The organism is Natrinema sp. 1APR25-10V2 (assembly GCF_031626495.1).
In the GTDB taxonomy this organism is placed as follows: domain Archaea; phylum Halobacteriota; class Halobacteria; order Halobacteriales; family Natrialbaceae; genus Natrinema.
Window position 1 is genome coordinate 426736 of sequence record NZ_JAMQOJ010000001.1, and the last position, 17474, is coordinate 444209.

Below are 17474 nucleotides of genomic sequence, written 5' to 3' on the forward strand. Positions count from 1 at the left end.
GCTGGTACGGCTCGCCGGTGGTGCGGAACGCACCGCGTAGGACCGCCCGTGGCCCCACGCAGTCGGCAGCGACCCCTTCGCACTCGGCTCGCCGACGTGACGCGGCGCTTTTGACGATCACCGCCGTAGCGGCCGCTATGCCGACCGATCCACTCGAATGGGAAACCCACGATCGCCGAGTAGCCTACTCCTGTCCGGGGTTCGACGTCGTTAACGAATCCGTTCGCCTCCCCGACGGGACTGAAACCGACTTCGATTACCTCTCCGAACCCGCGAGCGTCTGCGTCCTGCCGTTCACCCCCGACGGCGACGTCGTCTGCATCGAGGAGTGGCGGCAGGCCGTCTCCCGGGTCAGCCACGGGCTCCCCGTCGGCGGCGTCGAACCCGAGGACGACGACCTCGAGGCCGCGGCGCGCCGGGAGCTCGCCGAAGAGACCGGCTACGAGGGCGACGAGTTCGAACCGCTGGTGACCGTCGAGCCGGCGAACGGAATCGCCGACAGCCTCATGCACTTCTTCGTCGCCGAGGGCTGTCGGCCGACCGCCGACCAGCGCCTCGATCATAACGAGAGCATTCGCCCGACGACCCGCTCGCTCGAGGCGCTGATCGAGGCGGTGGCCGACGGCGAGATTCGGGACGGCCGGACGGTGCTCGCTGTCTCGTACTATCGGCTGTTCAACGGTGCGGGGAGTACAGAATAAATCGCGACGCGTCGAACCGAGCGGTTCGACGTTCGGCCGGACCGGTTGTTAGCCGGTCTCGTTCGTCTGGTTGCCCGTTTCGTTCGCGCCGCCCGCAGTTTCGTTCATATCGCCCATCTGCTCCTGGAGCGCCGCCTGCAGGCCCTGCGATTCGGCGAAGGTGACCGTGTCGGCGGCGGCGTCGCCGATCGTCATCGATTCGGCGTCGATCGACGAGATCGTCTCACCGGTCGCCGTCTCGTTACCGGCGGTCATATTCGTCTCGTTGTCGCCGGTCGCGTTGTCAGCGGTCGCGTTCGTCTCGTTCCCAGTGGCGTTGGTCGCGTTGTCCGTCTGGTTTCCGCCATCCTGCTGCTCGAGGGTCTGGATGGTCATGGAATCGACCGTGATCTCGCTGACGTTGAACTGTTCGACGGTCAGCGAGTCGATCGTCTGGTCGGCTTCGCCTTCCGCTGTGGCGTTCCCCTCTTGTCCGTCGCCACCGTCGCCGCCACCGCCGAACAGGCCGCCGACGAAGTCGGAGATACCCTGAAGGATACCGCCGCCACCGCTCTCCTGGACGCTGAGGTCCTGGATCGACAGCTGATCCGCGTTCATCGATTCGATCGTCATGTTCTCCACCATCACGCTGTTCGCGTCCGGATCGACGACCTGCTCGAGACCGCCCATCGACGCGTTTTCGGACATGTTCTCAGACATGTTCCCGGTCATGTTCTCGGACATGTTCCCGGTCATGTTCTCGGACATGTTCCCGGTCATGTTCTCGGACATGTTCCCGGTCTCGTTCCCGAGTTGGTCGAGGGACACGTCCTGAAGCACCAGTGACTCGAACGAGATGTTCGAGATGACGACTTCCTGGGACGCGTTCTCCGCGGTCTGGTTGGTCGCGTTTCCGGCGGTCTGGTTAGTCTCCGACTCGTTCGCCGTCTCGTTCAGTTGCTGCTGGACCTCCTGTTCGGCAGCGATGTCCAGTTGCTGGACGGTGAGTTCCTCGATCGTCGCGTTCTGGATCGTGACGTTGTCGAGTTGAAGCGTGCCGACCTGTACGTTCTTCAGCGTTGCACCTGTGTCGCCCATGTCTCCGGCGTCGCCGTCCGCGGCTGTGGTTGTCGTTCCACCGACGAGGGCGGGACCCCCCGAGAACGCAACCAGCAGCGCGACGAACGCGACACCGATCGTCCGCGGTCGTGAAACCATACGAACTGTTAGACGGCGGATTTCAGGCTAAAACGGGACGACTGTTACGGAATTACTGCATCGAAAACGACTGTTGTGATCGACACCGCCGACCCACGCAGGAGGCGTCCCAGTCCCGCCGTTCGGCTCCGATTCCGCAGCGATGTCGTTCCACCGTCCGGCGATTCCCTCGCTGGCCAGCGATCACTTACCCGCACGTCCGTCCCGAAACATCCGATTGTCGCGGTGAAACGGCTCCTCTCGGCTCGAGCGTCGGGACGACGGCCCGACGACGGGCTACTCGAGGCGGAGTTCCCTGGTTTCGATCGCCTCGCAGGACGGACAGACGAACTGGTACTGGACGCGTCCGCCGGAGGTCGTGACGCGCCAGCCGCCCTCGGTGTCGACGTAGCCACACGCCGGACAGCGCAGCTCCGACTCGTCGAACTTCTCTCGGAGTCGCTCGAACGGTGAACGGTAGACCGACATACGAGTTGCTACGGTATGCTAATACATAACACACTAGCCCTCTCGTCCGCCGTGTGAACCGTCTTCGGATCCCAACCGTTCTTAGTCATCCCACCGTAGGGATACCTATGAACGATGTCGACGCGGAGCGCGGTGGCGACGTCGGTGACCCTGCGGCGGCGGCGCATGCGCTCGAGTCCGTCGTCGATCCAGTCGTCGCGGTCGCCGACGGAACGATTACGTATGCGAACGCGGCCGCCCGAGACGCCTTCGAACTCGGCGAGGTCGACCGCGACGCGGCGACCGCACTCGGGACGTACTGGAGCCGACTCGTTACGGTGATCGACGAGACGACGGTCGGCACCGCCCGCCGAGTCGATCTCGATGCGGACGATTTCGATAGCGCGCGCATCCATCGCGGCGCAGACGGTGCGACGATCACGTTCGGCCACAGCTGGAACGACACCGAGGAGAGCGGCGGCTCATCGACCGGAACGAGCGATCTGCTGGTGAAAGACCGCGCACTCGAGGAGGCCCCGGTCGGGATCACCATCTCCGACCCCGACATGGACGACAATCCGCTGGTCTACGTCAACGACGCCTACGAGGAGGTGACCGGCTACACGTTCGACGAGGTCGTCGGACGCAACTGTCGGTTCCTGCAGGGCGAAGATTCCGACGAGGACGCCATCGCCGAGATGGCGGCGGCGATCGACGCGGACCGACCCGTCACCGTCGAACTGAAGAACTACCGCAAGGACGGCACCGAGTTCTGGAACGAGGTAACGATCGCCCCGGTTCGCGACGGGGACGGCCGCGTCACCAACTACGTCGGCTTCCAGAACGACATCACCGCGCGCAAGGAAGCCGAACTCGCGCTCGAGGAGCGGACCGAGGAACTCGAGTACATCCTCGACCGCGTCGAGGGACTGATTCAGGACGTCACCGCCGTCGTCGCCGGTTCGACCGACCGCTCGGAGCTCGAAGCCGAAGTCTGCAATCGGATCGCCGGTGAGACCGGCTACGACGGGGCCTGGATCGGCGAACGGAACCCCGCGACCGGGACGATCGGCGTGCGCTCGAGCGCGGGGGCCGACCCCGAGACGAACAGCATCGCGACCGACGCCGACCACCCCGCCGCCGAGACGCTCGAGACGGGCGAACTCGCGGTCGACACCGTCGACGGGACGACGCGCGCCGCGTTCCCGCTGTCGTACAACGACATCGAGTACGGCGTCCTGACGGTCCGGACGGACCGGGACCGTGAGGTCGACGACCGCGAGGCCGTCATCCTCTCCGCGCTCGCCCGCGCGGTCGCCAGCGGGATCAACGCCCGCGAGACCAGCCGCGTGCTCACCACCGACGCCGTCGTCGCCGTCGAACTCGAGTTGACCGATCCCGCCCTCGCGCCCGTCGCCCTCTCCGCCGACGCCGACTGCCGGCTCGAGTACCGCCGGTCGGTCCACCGCACGGACGACGAGACGGCGTCGCTCTTTACCGTGACCGGCGCGAACGCCGACGAGATCGCCGCGGCCGCGGCCGAGCTCTCCGACGTGGACTGCCGCGTCGTCGTCGACCGCGACGACGAGTGTCTGGTCGAACTGACCAGTCCGACGGACCTCGTCGGCTGGCTCTCCGAGCGCGGGGCCCGCACGCGAGCGATCGAGAGCGAGGACGGTCGGGCCCGCGTCACCCTCGAGATCCCCCGATCGGCGAACGTCCGCTCGATCGTCGAGGCCGTCGAGGACCGCTACGAGGGAACCGACGTCGTCTCCTTCCAGCAGCGCGAACGCGACGGCGAGACGCGCGAGGAGTTCGCCGCCCGACTCGAGGAGGCGCTGACCGACCGCCAGTTCGGCGCGTTACAGCGGGCGTACCTCGGCGGCTACTTCGAGTGGCCCCGGCCGACGACCGGCGAAGAACTCGCCCAATCGATGGGCGTCTCGCGGCCGACGTTCCACGAACACCTGCGGACGGCCGAGGCGAAGCTCTGTCGTGCGTTCTTCGGGGACGCGTAGCGCCGCGTTTCGGTGACTGTCACGGCTCGAGACCTGTAGCCCCCACTTAGCGGCGAAAACGATCTCGGACGGTCGCCGGCGTTTATGTGGCCGCTCGTGGGACCGATTGCTATGCTCGAATTCGCAACTCCGCTTCAGATGGGTGGCGGTGGGTTCCTGTACTGGGCGATCATCTTTTTCGTCCTCGCGATCGTCGCCGCCGCAGTCGGCGCTCGCGGCGTCGCCGGGGTTTCGATGGAGATCGCGCGGATCTTCGTCCTGATCTTCATCATCCTCGCGGTGGTCGCGTTACTGCTGTAGCCGCGACCTCGCGAACGGACGGCCGCTGGCCGCCGCGATCAGCGGACCAGCGCACCGAACATTCGCTCTTCGATCTTGCGGAGGTGTTCGCCCGCGGTCACCGGTGCGATCCCGACGGCGGCAGCCACGTCCTCGTGGGTCGCCCGCCGCGGCGCGCCGTAGTAGCCGACCTCGACCGCGGCCTCGAGTACCTCCCGCTGGCGGGCCGTCAGCAGTCGCGTAAACGCCTCCTCGTCGGGCTCGTACGCCCCAGTTTTGACGACCTCGAATGTGAGCGGGAGCTCCGACACCACCTCGCGGAACAGCGTCCGAAGGGACGACTCGCTTCCGAGATGCGTGATTCGAAGCGAGCCGTCGTCGGCGATGCGGATCGGCATCTCGATGACGATATCCGAGTCGCGCTCGAGCTCGAGGATCCGCCGCATCGGAGCCGTCGGCTCGAACTGACTCACCGCCATCCACCGTCCCGTCCGCTCGCCGGAGACCATGTGGTCGACCACGTGCGGCGAATCTCGCATAATCTCCTCGTACCGGTCGCGGTCGCCGCTCCCCTCCGCGAGCAACAGCACCGTCCCGTCGGCGAGCAGTTCGACCTGATGGATTGCCTCCCGACCGATCGAGGGCTCCGCCGAGAGCGCCTCCCCGACCGGGTGGAACGCACCGCTCTCGGAGGGGCGAGCGAGAACGGTGAGATAGCGCATACTCGAGCATCGCCGCCGCGCCGACTTAAAAGACAATGCATGCGCTGCAGTCCGCGCTTCGCCGCCGCGCTCGAACGAAGAGATATGAGCCACACGCGAGAGCCGCTCGATATCGCCGTCGTCGGCGGCGGTATCTGCGGCCTGACGACGGCGATCGCGCTCGAGCAACGCGGCTTCGAACCGACCGTCTACGAGGCGGCGTCCGACTACCGGCCCGTCGGTGCCGGCATCCTCCTGCAGGCGAACGCGCTCCTCGTCTTCGACCGGCTCGGCGTCGCCGACCGCGTCCGGGCGGCCGGGCGGCCGCTCGAGGACGTGCAGCTCCGTTCGCCCGGTGGACGGGTCCTGTCGCGGTTCGACCTGAACGGCGTCGAACGGTCCGAGTTCGGCTACGGGGCGGTCGCGATCTACCGCGCCGACCTCCAGCGGATCCTGCTCGACGAGTTGGACACCACGGTCGAAACAGGGATGGCGTGCGAGGCGGTGGACGCCGCGGAAACGCCGACCGTCCGGTTCGACGACGGCACCCGCGTTCGACCGGACGTGGTCGTCGGCGCGGACGGCATCCGCTCGACCGTCCGCGACGCGATCGCGCCGGATGTCGAGTTGCGAACGCTCGACAGCGTCGCCTACCGGGCGATCGCCGAGATCGACCTGCCGGCGGGACACCGCGCGCTGGGATTCGAGGTGTGGGGCGACGGAACGTACGCTGGCGGCGCGCCGATCGGCGACGACAGGTTCTACTGGTTCGCGACGGCGGCCGGACGGCAGGCGGAGACCGCGACCGCTACCCCGGAGCGGCTGTCGGCACTTCGGGATCGGCTCGCCGACTACCCCGAGCCGATTCCGACCGTCGTCGACTCGCTCGAACCGGCCGACGTCGTCGTCACCGCTCTGGAGGACGTGCCGCCGCTCGAGCGATGGTCTCAGGGTTCGGTCGTCCTCGCCGGCGACGCGGCCCACGGCATGTATCCGTTCGCCGGACAGGGGGCGGCCCAGGCGATCGAAGACGCGCTCGCGCTGGCCCACTCGATCGCCGGCCGTGAGGAGCCGTCCGCGGCCATCGACGCGTACGTCGCCGAGCGGAAGCCGAGAGCCGAGCGGATTCGCTCCGAATCACACCGCCTGGGTACGCTCGGGACGATGCGCTCGACTGTCGGTTGTCGAGTACGGAACCTCGCGTTCAACTACTGTCCAGACGCGGTGTTGCGCCGGGCTCGCCGGAATCGGATCGCCGGCACTTCGCTGCCGGAGTCCCCCGTCGCCCGCCGCGGAACGGGCGACTGAGCCGTCCTTCGAAGTCGGCTCGCGCGAGATCGGTTACGGTGTCGCAGTATTTGCACCGTCTCGAGACAGTCTCGCTCTCGTATTCGTCGCCTCGAACCTGCCGTCGAGCCGCGAACACCTCCTCGCGATGCTCTAACCGGATTCGGTTACGTCCGGTTGTGAACTCATAACATGCTGGGCGTCGTAGATAAGGGAGAGCACTTACCATGACCGAACTCGGCGGATTCCAAGACAGGGTCGCCCGCATCGATCTCTCGGACGGCGAGGTCGCCTACGAGCCGATTGACGACGAGGACGCGAAGAAGTATATCGGTGCGCGGGGGCTGGGTGTAAAGTACGTGTTTGACCAGGGGCCGGACGTCGATCCGCTCGGACCCGACAACCTGCTCGCGTTCATGAACGGGCCGCTGTCGGGCACGCAGGTAACGATGAGCGGCCGGATCGCCGTCTGTACGAAGTCGCCACTGACCGGCACCGTCACCGACAGCCACCACGGCGGCTGGTCGGGTGCCCGGCTCAAGTGGGCCGGCTTCGACGGCCTGCTGTTCGAGGGTGAGGCCGACGAGCCCGTCTACGCCGTCGTCGAGGACGGCGAGGTCGAACTCCGAGACGCCTCCCACCTCTGGGGGAACGGCTTCCACGAGACGCGCGAGACGATCGAGGAGGAGGTCGAAGGCTCCTACGGCAAGAACCTGAGCATCATGGGGATCGGCCCCGGCGGTGAGAACGGGGTCAAGTACGCCTGCATCATGAACGAGGACGACCGCGCCTCGGGCCGGGGCGGCACCGGCTGTGTGATGGGGTCGAAGAACCTCAAGGCGGTCGTCGTCAAGTCGAACACGAAGATGCCCAAGCCCGCGGACAAGGAGACGTTCATGGAGGGCCACCAGCAGGCGATGCAGGCCATCCAGGAGTCGGAGGTCACCGCGCCCAACGAGGGCGGCCTCTCGATGTACGGGACGAACGTGCTCATGAACATCGGCGAGGAGATGGACGGCCTCCCGACGAAGAACGGTCGCTACACCTCGACCAAAGCCATGCGCGAGGCCGAGGGCGTCGACATCGACGCCGAGCGCGTCTCCGGCGAGAACGTCCGCGAGAACATCCTCGTCGACGAGCCGACCTGCCACTCCTGTCCCGTCGCCTGCAAGAAGGAAGTCGAGGTGACGGCGATGCACAAGGGCGAGGAGATGAACGTCCGCACGGAGTCCTACGAGTACGAGTCGGCCTACGCGCTCGGCCCGAACTCCGGACACACCGACCGCGACGCCGTCGCGCTCATGATCGACCGCTGTAACGACATGGGCGTCGACACCATCGACACGGGCAACATGATGGCGATGGCCATGGAGATGTCCGAGGAGGACAAACTCGAGGCCGAAGGCGAACTCGACTGGGGCGACACCGAAACGATGATCGACCTGATCGAGCGAATCGCCCACCGCGAGGACGACCTCGGTGACCTGCTGGCCGAGGGGCCGCGCCGCGTCGCCGAGCGCAAGGACGCCAAGGAGAACTCGCTGGCCGTCAAGGGCCAGACGATCGCGGCCTACGACCCGCGCTGCATGAAGGGGATGGGCATCGGCTACGCCACCTCGAACCGCGGGGCCTGCCACCTGCGGGGTTACACCCCCGCCGCGGAGATCCTGGGAATTCCGGAGAAGGTCGACCCCTACGAGTACGAGGGGAAGGGCGAACTCACCGCCCAGTTCCAGGACCTCCACGCCATCAGCGACTCCTTCGACATCTGCAAGTTCAACGCCTTCGCGGAGGGCATCGAGGAGTACGTCACCCAGTACAACGGCATGACCGGCCGCGACGTGACCGAGGAGGAGCTCCTGGAGGCCGGCGAGCGCGTCTACAACCTCGAGCGCTACTACAACAACCTGAACGGCTTCGAGGGCGCGGACGACTCGTTACCCGCGCGCTTCCTCGAGGACGGCATCCGCGGCCAGGGAGCCAGCGAGGGCGAGTACTGCGAACTCGAGGAGATGAAAGAAGAGTACTACGACTACCGCGGCTGGGTCGACGGCGTCGTCCCCGACGAGAAACTCGACGAACTGGGGATCGAGGTCGGCCCCGGCACGGGCATCAGCGGCGAAGGCGGCGCGGCTGTCTCGAGCGACGACTGATCGCGGTCGCCCTCGAGCCGTCCGTCACTTCTTACTGTTTTTCCGACGGTGGTTTTACGCCGAACTGGTCGCCGATAAATACTTATATCGTTATTTAACTTGTGCGTGTATGGGGTTCGCACAACAGTGGAAAGGGGTCAACGGATACATGATTCGTTCCCCGGGGGAGTTATTCGAAAAGTACAACGAAACGAACGGGATCGGCTACTCCATCGCGTTCATGCTGGTCTCGTACCTCGCCGTCATGCTGCCGCTCGGAGTGCTATTCGTGCTGGCGAACATCACGGAACCGAGTCAGATAGCCGTCGGCCTCGCGATCACACTGGGCCTCGCCGTCCTATACTGGGTCCTGGGACTCGTCGAGGCGTCGCTCGCACATGTCGTCCTGTATCTGTTCGGCGCGCGCGGGTTAGCGAAGACGTTCGATGCGTACGCGTTCCCGATCGTCGTTCGGAACGGCCTGTGGTGGATTCCGCTCGTTAACCTTCTGCTCGGGTTCTACGGCCTCTACCTCCAGATCAAGGGGCTGGCAGCGTTCCACGACATCTCCACCGGAAAGGCCGCGATCGCCGCGATCCTCGCTCCGCTATTGATTTTCGTTCCCGCGACCGTCGTCATCGCTGCCGTGATCGCCGCGTTCGTCCTCGACATGGGGGAACCAGCGACACAACCGGCGATGCTCGCACTCGAGTTAGTCGTCTGAATAACATCCCGTCCGACATCGATTTTAGACCACATTACGCTGAGTCCTGCCGCTGTACTGGTCGTGTATCGTCGCTCGATCGAGGGCTCACTTCGCACCCGAGTCGGCTGCTGCTGGTCCGCTCCGCGCGGCGATACCGCTGCCAGGAACTCGCATCGCCAACGGTCGGGTATCCGATAGTAGAAGGCAAAGGAACGCCAGCGACCGACTGCGTCGGCCTCGAGAAAGATCCACTACGGGCTCGAGGACCTCAGGAGAGACGACGGTTGCCGAAACGGGCCGCGGATTCAGTCATCGGCGACCGCGGCGCTCGAGCCGAACCCGGACTCCGATTCGGCGTCGGGTTTCGTCATCTCGATCTCGAGTCCCCCGCCGGCAACGGAGACGAGCACGTCGTCGAAGTTCTTGCGGTACTCGGTCGCGTGCTTGCCCGAGGTGTTGATCCGGACCTGCTCTTCGACCAGTTCGGCCTCGGTCAGCATCTCGACCTTGCGGTAGGCGGTCGACATCGGAATGTCACACCGCTCGGAGAGTTCCGTCGCCGTCAGCGACTCCTCGCTCGTCGCCTCGAGAATGGACCGGCAGGCATCGTCGTCCAGCGCGGCCAGGACGGCCTGGGGGTCGACGGGGTCTTCGCGTTGCCATCCTCGCTTCCGGGTCTCGCGTGCGTCGGGGTTCGTAGCGGACATCTGTTACACCTTCTACTACCAACCCTGCCCCCTCCAATTGACGCCCACTAAATCGGGGTGCTTTATATATGCTCACGGAATTCCCCGCTCGTGCCGCTCTCGCGGCCGTTCGTCGCTTGCGCACCGCACGCGTTCGACACGTGTTACCACCCGTTAGTCGTCGGCTCGGTTGCTTGCCGCGGCGCAGGGTTTAGGGTGCCGGCCCGACACCTGCCAGTAATGGCTTCCGGGATCCGTGCGGAGGTAAAGATCGACGATCCGCCCGACTGCGTCGTGACGCAGGCCGCTGCCGAGACGGACGGCCGAACGCACTCCGTTTCGAAGTGTACCAACCCCGCCGAACCCGAGCGCGTGACCGAGGAGTTCATCCTCGAGGCCGACTCCTACCCCGACGAGTTCGACGTCGACGCCGACCTCTCGCCGATCTTCTCGTACGGCTCGAGTTCGGTCTACCGGTTCGAACGCACCCTCGGCTGTGGCTGTCCCTGCGAGTCCGTCGAGCGACACGACTGTCCGGTCGTAGACGTTCGCGCGAAGGGCGCTGCGCTGTATATGACCTTCCACGCGCCCGATATGCGGGGACTGCAGGCCGTTATCGGCGAACTGCGGGAAAATTACGCGAACCTCGACGTGCAGCGACTGTTGCAGTCCCAGCAGGACCACGACGAGCGCAACCTCGTCTTCGTCGACCGGAGCACGCTGACCGACCGCCAGACGGAGGTCCTCGAGACCGCCCACCGGATGGGCTACTTCGAGCACCCCAAGCGAGCCAACGCCGGCGAGGTCGCCGACGAACTCGACATCACCGGGACGACGTTCACCGAGCACCTCGCCGCGGCACAGACCAAGCTTCTGGACGCGATTCTCGATCATGAGTGATCGCCAGCCAGGGGCCGGCGACCGACGGCTGACTCGAGCCGTAAGAACGTATCGGGACCTACAGGGTGACGGCAGTGAACCGCAACGATATATATACTGGCCGCCGAGCTATAACGTATACGATCGAGGGTTCACGCCGTCACCGCCACCGTCATGAGTAGATACGAATTCACGTGCCCGGAGTGCGGGCAGGAGATCGAGGTCAACGAATCGATGCGCGAGGCCACGCTTACCCACGGCTGTCCGGTCTGTGGAGCATCGGTGACGCCGTCGGCTTTCGTTCCGGAACAACAGACTGAGAGTTGAGCGCTCGCGCCGTCCTCAATCACGTTCTCTCGCCGCGCCGGTTGGCCGCTCGCTACTCTTCGCGGTTGACTTCCGTCCGCCGACCGTTGAGCGTCTCGGGCACGAGTCGGTAGAGTTCGATGTCGAGTGATTTCTTCCCCTGCGCCCAGATTTCGAACAGCGGCCGCTTCGCATCGCCGTACTGGGCGATCTCCTCCGGGGTTAGCTCCGCGGGTTCGATGCTCTCGAGTTCGCCCGTCGCGATGATGCTTCGGTACGACGAGCCGGTCTCGTCGTAGACGACGAGCCGCGCCGCGGGCGTCGATTCGAGGAACTGGCGTTTCTCGCTGTTGGGTGTCGATACCAGCCGCATGTAGAATTCCCGGTCGCCGTCGTCGTAGCCGTACGAAATCGGGATCGCGTATGGCTCGTCCGTCCGCGCGAGCGACAACACCCCCGTCTCGTGACGACGGAGGAAGTCGTCGATCTCCGCGTCGGTCATCTCGGTTTCCTGGTCGATAGCCATCGTCTCAGTGGTTTGCCAAAGGTGAAACGTGATCTTTAGAGTTGCCATCGACCGCGAGAAGCTCGGGTGACTGCGCCGTGACCGTCGGCCGAACCTAGGTGCCGTCACTGACCCCGATGATGACCGCCTCACGGATCTCGAGGGCCGTCTCGACCTCGCTTTCGCGGTCCGTTCGTCGGCCGATGCGAATCAGCTGTTCCTCGTGTGCGCGCCGAATCGCGGATAGTTCCCGGTCGCTCACGCCGAGCTCCGCGCCGATCTCGTCCCAGTGACCCCATTCGACGAGGAATACCTCGCAGTCCTCGCCCGCGTAGAATCGTTCGAACTCCTGACGATACCGCTCGATCCGCCGCCCCAACATCGTCTGTGCCCGATCGATTAGATCGGGGAGTCGGGTCGCCGGCACGCTCGCTTTGGCGGCCGTGAGCAGGAGTATCTGCCCCTCGATCGGCTCGCCCGCCATCAGCCACCCGCGCGCATTGCCTTCTGTGCGAACTGCTCGACGAGCGGCTCGAGGGTGTCTTCCGCGCCCTCGAAAGCGACGGTCACCTCGGTCAACTGCAGCGACGGCCCGACGCCGACTTTCTCCGAGGACAGCGTCGCCGTCCAGTCGTCGCCCTCGACGGTGTCCTCGGTCACCTGCTCCCCGCCGAGGTTCGTCAGATACCGGATCGCGAGCCGTTCGGAGATGCCGCGAAAGGAGCGCTCGAGACGTGTTGCCATACCCTCGGTTCGACGGCCGGACTGATAAATTCGCGCTCGACGGTACTGGGTCAGACGAGCGCCCGGAACAACACGACCGCGCCGACGCCGCCACAGAGCGCCAGCAGAATGTTCTCCGTTCGCCACATGACCACCAGTACGACGCCGGCCGCGCCCCACTCGGCCGGCCCGCCGGCCGCCAGCTCCGGTCCGAGGATCGCGATCACGATCGCGCCCGGTAGCACCGAGAGCCCCGCCTCGAGCCGGTCGCTCACCTCGATCCGGCGCAAGAGCCAGAAGCCGCCGACCTTTGCGAGGGCGGTCACGAGCGCCATCGCGAGGATCGTTCCGACGACGAGCGGCTCGAACGCGAGGGCGCCGTCACCGATCATGGCGGACCACCTCCACCGCGGCGGCTGCGAGCCCGCCGAGCAGGATGTACCACCGACCCGGCAGGAGTGCCGCGGCGACGACGGCGGTGGCGAGCGCGACCAGCCACGGCACGAGCGTCGGCCGTCCCTCCCAGAGATCGACCGCCAGCGCGACGAAGACGGCCGCGAGGACGAAGTCGAGGCCGTACCGTGCTGGATCGCCGATCACGCCGCCGGCGGCCGCGCCGACGACCGTCGCCGCGACCCAGAACACCCAGATAGCGATACCGGTTCCCAGGAGGAACGCGCCCCGGCCGCTCCCGGATTTCAGTTCGCGCATGGTCAGCGCCCAGTTCTCGTCGGCCATCAACAGGAGGCTCCCGTAGCTCCGGGCCGGCGCGAGCCGTTCGAGCCACGGTCCCAGCGCCGCCCCCATCAGCGAGTAGCGCAGGTTGATCGCGAGCGTCGTGAGGACGATCGCCGCGACCGGGAGCGGCTCCGCCCAGAGTTCGACGGCGACGATCTGAGCGGCACCCGCGAGAACGGTCGCGCTCATCAGCGTCGCCTCCGCGACGCTCAGTCCGGCCCGGCGGGCGAGCATGCCGAACGCGATCCCGTAGCCGCCGACCCCGAGCGCGACCGGGAGACAGGTGAGAAAGCCGGCGCGGATCCCCTCGCGGTCGAACGTCACCGCCGCGGCGTCCCCGTCGGCCGCTTCTCGCCCGCTCTCGGTCGAATCGTCAACCGTCTCGCGGGCCCGAACGCCTTCGGTCGGCTCGCTCCCGTCGATTTCGCTCACGGCCGTCTCGAAGTCGACGAGCCCTAAATCGGTCTCGAAATCGCCCGACAACGACCCGAAAGTCGACCGGTCCGATCGGGCCCAGCGATTCGGTCACACGCCGTAGACGAACAACGCGCCCCCGACGATCCCGAGTGCGAGCCCGTACCACAGCTCGGTCGCGACTGCGACGGCGACCGCGAGCAGCAGACCGATGAGCCCGAAGAGCAGGCAGAACTGCTCGAGTCCCGTTCGGTTCCGTCTCCGATCGACGAGCCAGTCGAACGCGCCCTCGACGAGCAGGGTAGCGATGTCCTCGAGCACGATCGATAATTAGATTCGACTGACAAAAACGTTCGGCGGTGTCCCCCGCGGGTCGCTCGGCACTGTGTGTCGTCAGCCGCCGGCGACCGGTGGAAACACCGATACCACGTCGCCCTCCTCGAGCGTCGTCTCGACGCCGGCCATGTGGACCACGTTCCGGCCGTTTTTCAGCACGCTCAGTTGCGGTCGGATTGCCCCGTCCGCGAGCAGTCGTCCCTCGAGCCCCTCGTATTCGCCCTCGAGCGCCGCCAGTACGTCTCCCACGGTGGCGTCGTCTTCGACCGTCCGCGTTCGCTCCTTCTCGCCGACGGCTTCCCGGAACGTGGCGAAAAATCGGAGATCGATGTCCATACGTGACACTCGTCGTCGGGCGGCATAAGTTCGGGCGGTCAACGGTCACGACTCAGCCGCGGGCGTGGCAGTCGACCCCGTCTCAGGCCGTCGACGCCATCGGCGACGACGTGTACGTGATCGAATCGAGGTCGGCTCGCTCGAGCGCGTCGCCGATCGCTGCCGCGCCGCGTTCGGCCGCCGCGTCCGCGTCGCCGGCCTCGACGGTGACGGTCACCGCGAACGCGAGCGAAATCGTGTACGGATCGAACGGCGCGGTCGGGTGCTCGTAGACCTCGGCGTCCGTGATCTCCCAGTCGGTGATCGGCCCGTTGGCGGCGAGCGTCTCGAGGGTGTCCGCGAGCGTCGCGGTCGCCTCGTCGCAGGCGGTCGTATCGGATCCTCCGTGCAGCGTCACGAGCGTCGTCCCCTCGCGGGACACAGCGAACTCCATACCGTCTTCTAGCGAGGCTGCGGATTTGAACGCTTGGGATGGACGTGCCGCCGGTTACGGCTCGCCGGCGTCGTGGCTCGCCCGTTCCCGCTCGATCCAGAACGGAACGCCGTGGTCCGAGAGCAACGACCGCATCCGTTCGACGCCGCCGGCGAGATCCCACCCCTCCTGCGTATAGTGCTTGTAGGGGTGGCGGAGCCACGAGTACTCGCGGTGGGCGAACACCTCGATGCCGCCGCTCGTCCGAAACAGCGCGACGTGGAGCTGCCACCGCGCGAGCGTCGATTCGCGCCGGACCCAGCTGCCGGCCGAGAGCCGGCCGTCGTCGTGGACCTTCAGGGACGCGATCGGCTCCGGTTCGAAGTCCATCTCCTCGAGCGTCGATCGGACCGTTTCCAGATCGCGCCTGACGGTGCCGACGTACTCCGCCGGGTGTTGTCGACAGATGGCGTAGCCGCCCAGCGGTTCCTTGACCCGGTGGAGCGCTGGAAGCAGCCGACGGCGAACGCGCGTCGTCAGGTCGATCGCATCGGGGCGATCCGAGACGTGTCCGTCGGTAGTCGTCGCCACATCACTATCTCTCGAGTGGGACTACAAAACCGTTATCCTCTTCGGACTGTCACTTACTCTGCCACGCCCATCAGAACCGGCGATATCGGGCCACTAATTCGGTTCGGCTACGTTTGCCAATGTATTCCACAGTTGGTATAATCGGCTCGGTCACCGGTGGTTGTCAGAGATCGCTCATTCGAATTCCGTCCGCAACCAGCCGCGCGTTTCGCTCCCGATCGAGGTGCTCGCCGAGGTCGTCGTGTTCGTGGAGCTGGGCGATCACGTCGGCGTACAGCGTCCGCCACGCGATCGCGTAGATCGGCGACTGGCCCCACGCTCGCAGTTCGGGCACCAGTTCGTCGTAGGTTTCGTACCGCTCTTCGAAGCGGTCGATCGCCTCGAGGACGCGACTCGCCGCCTCCCGGTCGTCGTCGGCGGCTTCGATCGCCCGGTTGAGTTGCGTCTCCCAGCCCGCGACCGCCTCCTGCATGTCCGTTGCCGCGGTGTCGTCGTCGGCCGGCAAGCGCTCGAGGATCGGTTCCGGGACGCCGAGTGTGATCTCGTCCATACGTCGTGGTATGCAACCGACTGCCATGAAAATGTTCGTCCCGCAGTGTCATTTCCCGATCAGGGCCACGTCGCCAGCATGATCTCGTCGACGAACTCGTCGTCGATGCAGTACTGTCCCTCGTGTTCGCCTTCACGCTGCCAGCCGTTCGCTTCGAGGAACTCGATCGCGGTTTCGTTCGTCGCGGGCACGTGCTGGTAGATCTTCCGATACCCCTCGTCGGTAGCCCACTCGAGGCCGTACTCGAGCAGCGACGAGCCGATCTCCTGTCGCCGGTAGTCCGGATCGACGCCGACGGTCAGTTCGGCCGTGTGGCGAAGCGCCGGGAGTTCCGGCGCGTCGAGGTGGAGCCAGCCGGCGACCTCGCCGCTCGCTACGGATGCATCGTCGGCGCTCTCGTCTCCCTCCATCTCGGCCGCTTCGTCGTCTCCCGGTTCCGACTCGAGAACCGCGACGAAGAACACCCGCGAGCGCTCCTCGTTCGCCCGGACGAGCGCCGGGTCGCGCTCGAGCTCCGCGGCGACGTTCTCGGCGACGACGTACGTGCCGTCGGTGGCGACCGCCCGCATCGTCTCGACGATTCCGTCCCGGTCTTCTTCGCGCGCCGGCCGGATCGTGACGGTCCCGTCCTCGCACTCGAGGTCGGTCGGCGTCGCCGAGAGCGCAACACGGAGCGTGCCGTCGTCCTCGGTCAGGTACCCCTCGGTTTTCAGCGCCTCGATGCACGACCGGAGGTCGTCCGACTCGGCGGGGGCGGTCTCGGTGTAGGCGCCCGACCGAGCGGGTTTCGAGTCGGGGCGGCCGGTCTCGATTCGGATCGACCGTTCGAGTTCGGCCGGCGTGACGGCACCGTTTTGTTCGACGTACTCGTAGACGCGACGCTGGACGTCGTCCGCGAACGATTCCGCCGGGTAGACGCTCATACGGACGGTCCCGCCGACCGACGACATTAGTATGCAACGCGTATTGCCGCCGGCTGCGCCGGACGACAGCGAAGTCGTCCATTGCTCGCGAACCGGTGCTCGTTTCGACGCACGTTCGAAGTCTCAGCGTCCGGACAATCCTCGATTAGCGCTCGGTTTCGCATCGTGGCTCGCTATCGGAACGAACGAAAATTTGATATCGCACTATTTGATTTACGAGGTGGGGAATCGACGACCAGCGCTGCATCCCCGTTTCGAAATCGGTCGGCGAACCGCACCGCGACGGTCTGGTTATCGCTTCGGCACCGCTCGAGTCGCGATCGGATAGTCGGTGCATCCGCGGCAGCTCGAGAGATGACCGGCAACCCCCTGAACGCGGACTCAACGAGCGTATCTCCTCTGACCGATTCGCAGTTCCGACGACCGCGTCAGCGATTTCCGCTCGCGGCTGCGGGCGGTGCGGTCGTGTCCGTCTCTATCGGCCTGTCCCGTGCTTTTCACAGTACGCGGCTTCCGACGGTCGAGAAAACGAATTCGGGTACAGACGACGCTCGGTTCCACTGCTGATCTCCGTTCACTCCAGCAGTCGAATACGAATGCCGGTGTC

At 65.9% G+C, this 17474-nt stretch carries 23 protein-coding genes; 8 read left to right on the forward strand and 15 right to left on the reverse strand.

Going from position 1 to position 17474, the window contains the following annotated elements:
- Nucleotides 1–137 precede the first annotated feature (137 nt).
- A complete protein-coding gene (locus NDO75_RS02270) occupies nucleotides 138–701 on the forward strand; it encodes an NUDIX hydrolase (protein ID WP_310904481.1) in 564 nt (187 codons plus the stop codon).
- A 48-nt stretch (nucleotides 702–749) separates the two neighbouring features.
- On the opposite strand, the gene NDO75_RS02275 is transcribed toward NDO75_RS02270, so the two are convergent.
- Together NDO75_RS02275 and NDO75_RS02280 are read right to left on the reverse strand one after the other, a co-directional pair.
- Nucleotides 750–1898 (reverse strand): hypothetical protein, encoded by a 1149-nt coding sequence (locus tag NDO75_RS02275; RefSeq protein ID WP_310904482.1) that lies wholly within the window; start codon nucleotides 1896–1898, stop codon nucleotides 750–752.
- Nucleotides 1899–2174: 276 nt separating this feature from the next.
- Nucleotides 2175–2366: an HVO_0649 family zinc finger protein gene (locus tag NDO75_RS02280; RefSeq protein ID WP_310904483.1), complete on the reverse strand. Its 192-nt coding sequence runs from the start codon at nucleotides 2364–2366 to the stop codon at nucleotides 2175–2177.
- A 107-nt stretch (nucleotides 2367–2473) separates the two neighbouring features.
- On the opposite strand from NDO75_RS02280, the gene NDO75_RS02285 reads away from it, so the two are divergent.
- Complete coding sequence (locus NDO75_RS02285; RefSeq protein ID WP_310904484.1) at nucleotides 2474–4363, forward strand: bacterio-opsin activator domain-containing protein; 1890 nt, start codon at nucleotides 2474–2476, stop codon at nucleotides 4361–4363.
- Nucleotides 4364–4474: 111 nt separating this feature from the next.
- Nucleotides 4475–4663, forward strand: coding sequence for a DUF1328 family protein (locus NDO75_RS02290; protein ID WP_310904485.1), 189 nt, complete (start codon nucleotides 4475–4477; stop codon nucleotides 4661–4663).
- Between the two features lie 38 nt (nucleotides 4664–4701).
- Here the strand turns inward: NDO75_RS02290 and NDO75_RS02295 are convergent, their stop codons facing one another.
- Nucleotides 4702–5364: a helix-turn-helix domain-containing protein gene (locus NDO75_RS02295; protein WP_310904486.1), complete on the reverse strand. Its 663-nt coding sequence runs from the start codon at nucleotides 5362–5364 to the stop codon at nucleotides 4702–4704.
- Nucleotides 5365–5448: 84 nt separating this feature from the next.
- On the opposite strand from NDO75_RS02295, the gene NDO75_RS02300 reads away from it, so the two are divergent.
- The 3 genes from NDO75_RS02300 (at nucleotide 5449) to NDO75_RS02310 (ending at nucleotide 9486) form a co-directional block, all read left to right on the forward strand.
- Nucleotides 5449–6651, forward strand: coding sequence for an FAD-dependent monooxygenase (locus tag NDO75_RS02300; protein WP_310904487.1), 1203 nt, complete (start codon nucleotides 5449–5451; stop codon nucleotides 6649–6651).
- 206 nt (nucleotides 6652–6857) lie between these two features.
- Nucleotides 6858–8783: an aldehyde ferredoxin oxidoreductase family protein gene (locus NDO75_RS02305; protein WP_310904488.1), complete on the forward strand. Its 1926-nt coding sequence runs from the start codon at nucleotides 6858–6860 to the stop codon at nucleotides 8781–8783.
- A gap of 109 nt (nucleotides 8784–8892) precedes the next feature.
- Nucleotides 8893–9486, forward strand: coding sequence for a YIP1 family protein (locus tag NDO75_RS02310; protein WP_310904489.1), 594 nt, complete (start codon nucleotides 8893–8895; stop codon nucleotides 9484–9486).
- 287 nt (nucleotides 9487–9773) lie between these two features.
- On the opposite strand, the gene NDO75_RS02315 is transcribed toward NDO75_RS02310, so the two are convergent.
- Nucleotides 9774–10175 (reverse strand): helix-turn-helix domain-containing protein, encoded by a 402-nt coding sequence (locus tag NDO75_RS02315; RefSeq protein ID WP_310904490.1) that lies wholly within the window; start codon nucleotides 10173–10175, stop codon nucleotides 9774–9776.
- A 219-nt stretch (nucleotides 10176–10394) separates the two neighbouring features.
- Here NDO75_RS02315 and NDO75_RS02320 point away from each other — a divergent pair, with 219 nt between their 5' ends.
- Both NDO75_RS02320 and NDO75_RS02325 read left to right on the forward strand, forming a co-directional pair.
- Nucleotides 10395–11054 carry a helix-turn-helix domain-containing protein gene (locus NDO75_RS02320; protein ID WP_310904491.1) on the forward strand — a complete coding sequence of 220 codons (660 nt, stop codon included), beginning with the start codon at nucleotides 10395–10397 and terminating at the stop codon, nucleotides 11052–11054.
- 153 nt (nucleotides 11055–11207) lie between these two features.
- Complete coding sequence (locus NDO75_RS02325; RefSeq protein ID WP_310904492.1) at nucleotides 11208–11360, forward strand: FmdB family zinc ribbon protein; 153 nt, start codon at nucleotides 11208–11210, stop codon at nucleotides 11358–11360.
- A gap of 52 nt (nucleotides 11361–11412) precedes the next feature.
- Here NDO75_RS02325 and NDO75_RS02330 read toward each other — a convergent pair whose 3' ends face one another.
- The 11 genes from NDO75_RS02330 to NDO75_RS02380 all read right to left on the reverse strand — a co-directional run bounded on the left by NDO75_RS02330 (nucleotide 11413) and on the right by NDO75_RS02380 (nucleotide 16867).
- On the reverse strand, nucleotides 11413–11865 hold the full coding sequence (locus NDO75_RS02330) for a pyridoxamine 5'-phosphate oxidase family protein (protein ID WP_310904493.1): 453 nt from the start codon (nucleotides 11863–11865) through the stop codon (nucleotides 11413–11415).
- A gap of 94 nt (nucleotides 11866–11959) precedes the next feature.
- Nucleotides 11960–12328: a hypothetical protein gene (locus NDO75_RS02335; protein WP_310904494.1), complete on the reverse strand. Its 369-nt coding sequence runs from the start codon at nucleotides 12326–12328 to the stop codon at nucleotides 11960–11962.
- Nucleotides 12328–12588 (reverse strand): hypothetical protein, encoded by a 261-nt coding sequence (locus NDO75_RS02340; RefSeq protein ID WP_310904495.1) that lies wholly within the window; start codon nucleotides 12586–12588, stop codon nucleotides 12328–12330. The genes NDO75_RS02335 and NDO75_RS02340 overlap by 1 nt, the downstream gene beginning before the upstream one ends.
- A 50-nt stretch (nucleotides 12589–12638) precedes the next feature.
- Nucleotides 12639–12959: an AzlD domain-containing protein gene (locus tag NDO75_RS02345; protein ID WP_310904496.1), complete on the reverse strand. Its 321-nt coding sequence runs from the start codon at nucleotides 12957–12959 to the stop codon at nucleotides 12639–12641.
- On the reverse strand, nucleotides 12949–13728 hold the full coding sequence (locus tag NDO75_RS02350; protein WP_310905162.1) for an AzlC family ABC transporter permease: 780 nt from the start codon (nucleotides 13726–13728) through the stop codon (nucleotides 12949–12951). Before NDO75_RS02350 ends, NDO75_RS02345 begins: the two co-directional genes overlap by 11 nt.
- Nucleotides 13729–13830: 102 nt before the next feature.
- Nucleotides 13831–14040 (reverse strand): hypothetical protein, encoded by a 210-nt coding sequence (locus tag NDO75_RS02355; RefSeq protein WP_310904497.1) that lies wholly within the window; start codon nucleotides 14038–14040, stop codon nucleotides 13831–13833.
- A gap of 72 nt (nucleotides 14041–14112) precedes the next feature.
- Nucleotides 14113–14391 (reverse strand): ubiquitin-like small modifier protein 1, encoded by a 279-nt coding sequence (locus NDO75_RS02360; RefSeq protein ID WP_310904498.1) that lies wholly within the window; start codon nucleotides 14389–14391, stop codon nucleotides 14113–14115.
- An 82-nt stretch (nucleotides 14392–14473) separates the two neighbouring features.
- Complete coding sequence (locus NDO75_RS02365; RefSeq protein ID WP_310904499.1) at nucleotides 14474–14824, reverse strand: hypothetical protein; 351 nt, start codon at nucleotides 14822–14824, stop codon at nucleotides 14474–14476.
- A gap of 54 nt (nucleotides 14825–14878) precedes the next feature.
- Nucleotides 14879–15394: a hypothetical protein gene (locus tag NDO75_RS02370; RefSeq protein ID WP_310904500.1), complete on the reverse strand. Its 516-nt coding sequence runs from the start codon at nucleotides 15392–15394 to the stop codon at nucleotides 14879–14881.
- 163 nt (nucleotides 15395–15557) lie between these two features.
- Nucleotides 15558–15944, reverse strand: coding sequence for a hypothetical protein (locus NDO75_RS02375; protein WP_310904501.1), 387 nt, complete (start codon nucleotides 15942–15944; stop codon nucleotides 15558–15560).
- A 59-nt stretch (nucleotides 15945–16003) separates the two neighbouring features.
- Complete coding sequence (locus tag NDO75_RS02380) at nucleotides 16004–16867, reverse strand: N-acetyltransferase (RefSeq protein WP_310904502.1); 864 nt, start codon at nucleotides 16865–16867, stop codon at nucleotides 16004–16006.
- Nucleotides 16868–17474 lie beyond the last annotated feature (607 nt).

Bases quoted from the DNA above. Each gene is read 5' to 3' on its own strand.
- NDO75_RS02270 (WP_310904481.1), top strand. From the start codon at position 138: ATGCCGACCGATCCACTCGAATGGGAAACCCACGATCGCCGAGTAGCC.
- NDO75_RS02275 (WP_310904482.1), bottom strand. From the start codon at position 1,898: ATGGTTTCACGACCGCGGACGATCGGTGTCGCGTTCGTCGCGCTGCTG.
- NDO75_RS02280 (WP_310904483.1), bottom strand. From the start codon at position 2,366: ATGTCGGTCTACCGTTCACCGTTCGAGCGACTCCGAGAGAAGTTCGAC.
- NDO75_RS02285 (WP_310904484.1), top strand. From the start codon at position 2,474: ATGAACGATGTCGACGCGGAGCGCGGTGGCGACGTCGGTGACCCTGCG.
- NDO75_RS02290 (WP_310904485.1), top strand. From the start codon at position 4,475: ATGCTCGAATTCGCAACTCCGCTTCAGATGGGTGGCGGTGGGTTCCTG.
- NDO75_RS02295 (WP_310904486.1), bottom strand. From the start codon at position 5,364: ATGCGCTATCTCACCGTTCTCGCTCGCCCCTCCGAGAGCGGTGCGTTC.
- NDO75_RS02300 (WP_310904487.1), top strand. From the start codon at position 5,449: ATGAGCCACACGCGAGAGCCGCTCGATATCGCCGTCGTCGGCGGCGGT.
- NDO75_RS02305 (WP_310904488.1), top strand. From the start codon at position 6,858: ATGACCGAACTCGGCGGATTCCAAGACAGGGTCGCCCGCATCGATCTC.
- NDO75_RS02310 (WP_310904489.1), top strand. From the start codon at position 8,893: ATGGGGTTCGCACAACAGTGGAAAGGGGTCAACGGATACATGATTCGT.
- NDO75_RS02315 (WP_310904490.1), bottom strand. From the start codon at position 10,175: ATGTCCGCTACGAACCCCGACGCACGCGAGACCCGGAAGCGAGGATGG.
- NDO75_RS02320 (WP_310904491.1), top strand. From the start codon at position 10,395: ATGGCTTCCGGGATCCGTGCGGAGGTAAAGATCGACGATCCGCCCGAC.
- NDO75_RS02325 (WP_310904492.1), top strand. From the start codon at position 11,208: ATGAGTAGATACGAATTCACGTGCCCGGAGTGCGGGCAGGAGATCGAG.
- NDO75_RS02330 (WP_310904493.1), bottom strand. From the start codon at position 11,865: ATGGCTATCGACCAGGAAACCGAGATGACCGACGCGGAGATCGACGAC.
- NDO75_RS02335 (WP_310904494.1), bottom strand. From the start codon at position 12,328: ATGGCGGGCGAGCCGATCGAGGGGCAGATACTCCTGCTCACGGCCGCC.
- NDO75_RS02340 (WP_310904495.1), bottom strand. From the start codon at position 12,588: ATGGCAACACGTCTCGAGCGCTCCTTTCGCGGCATCTCCGAACGGCTC.
- NDO75_RS02345 (WP_310904496.1), bottom strand. From the start codon at position 12,959: ATGATCGGTGACGGCGCCCTCGCGTTCGAGCCGCTCGTCGTCGGAACG.
- NDO75_RS02360 (WP_310904498.1), bottom strand. From the start codon at position 14,391: ATGGACATCGATCTCCGATTTTTCGCCACGTTCCGGGAAGCCGTCGGC.
- NDO75_RS02365 (WP_310904499.1), bottom strand. From the start codon at position 14,824: ATGGAGTTCGCTGTGTCCCGCGAGGGGACGACGCTCGTGACGCTGCAC.
- NDO75_RS02375 (WP_310904501.1), bottom strand. From the start codon at position 15,944: ATGGACGAGATCACACTCGGCGTCCCGGAACCGATCCTCGAGCGCTTG.
- NDO75_RS02380 (WP_310904502.1), bottom strand. From the start codon at position 16,867: ATGAGCGTCTACCCGGCGGAATCGTTCGCGGACGACGTCCAGCGTCGC.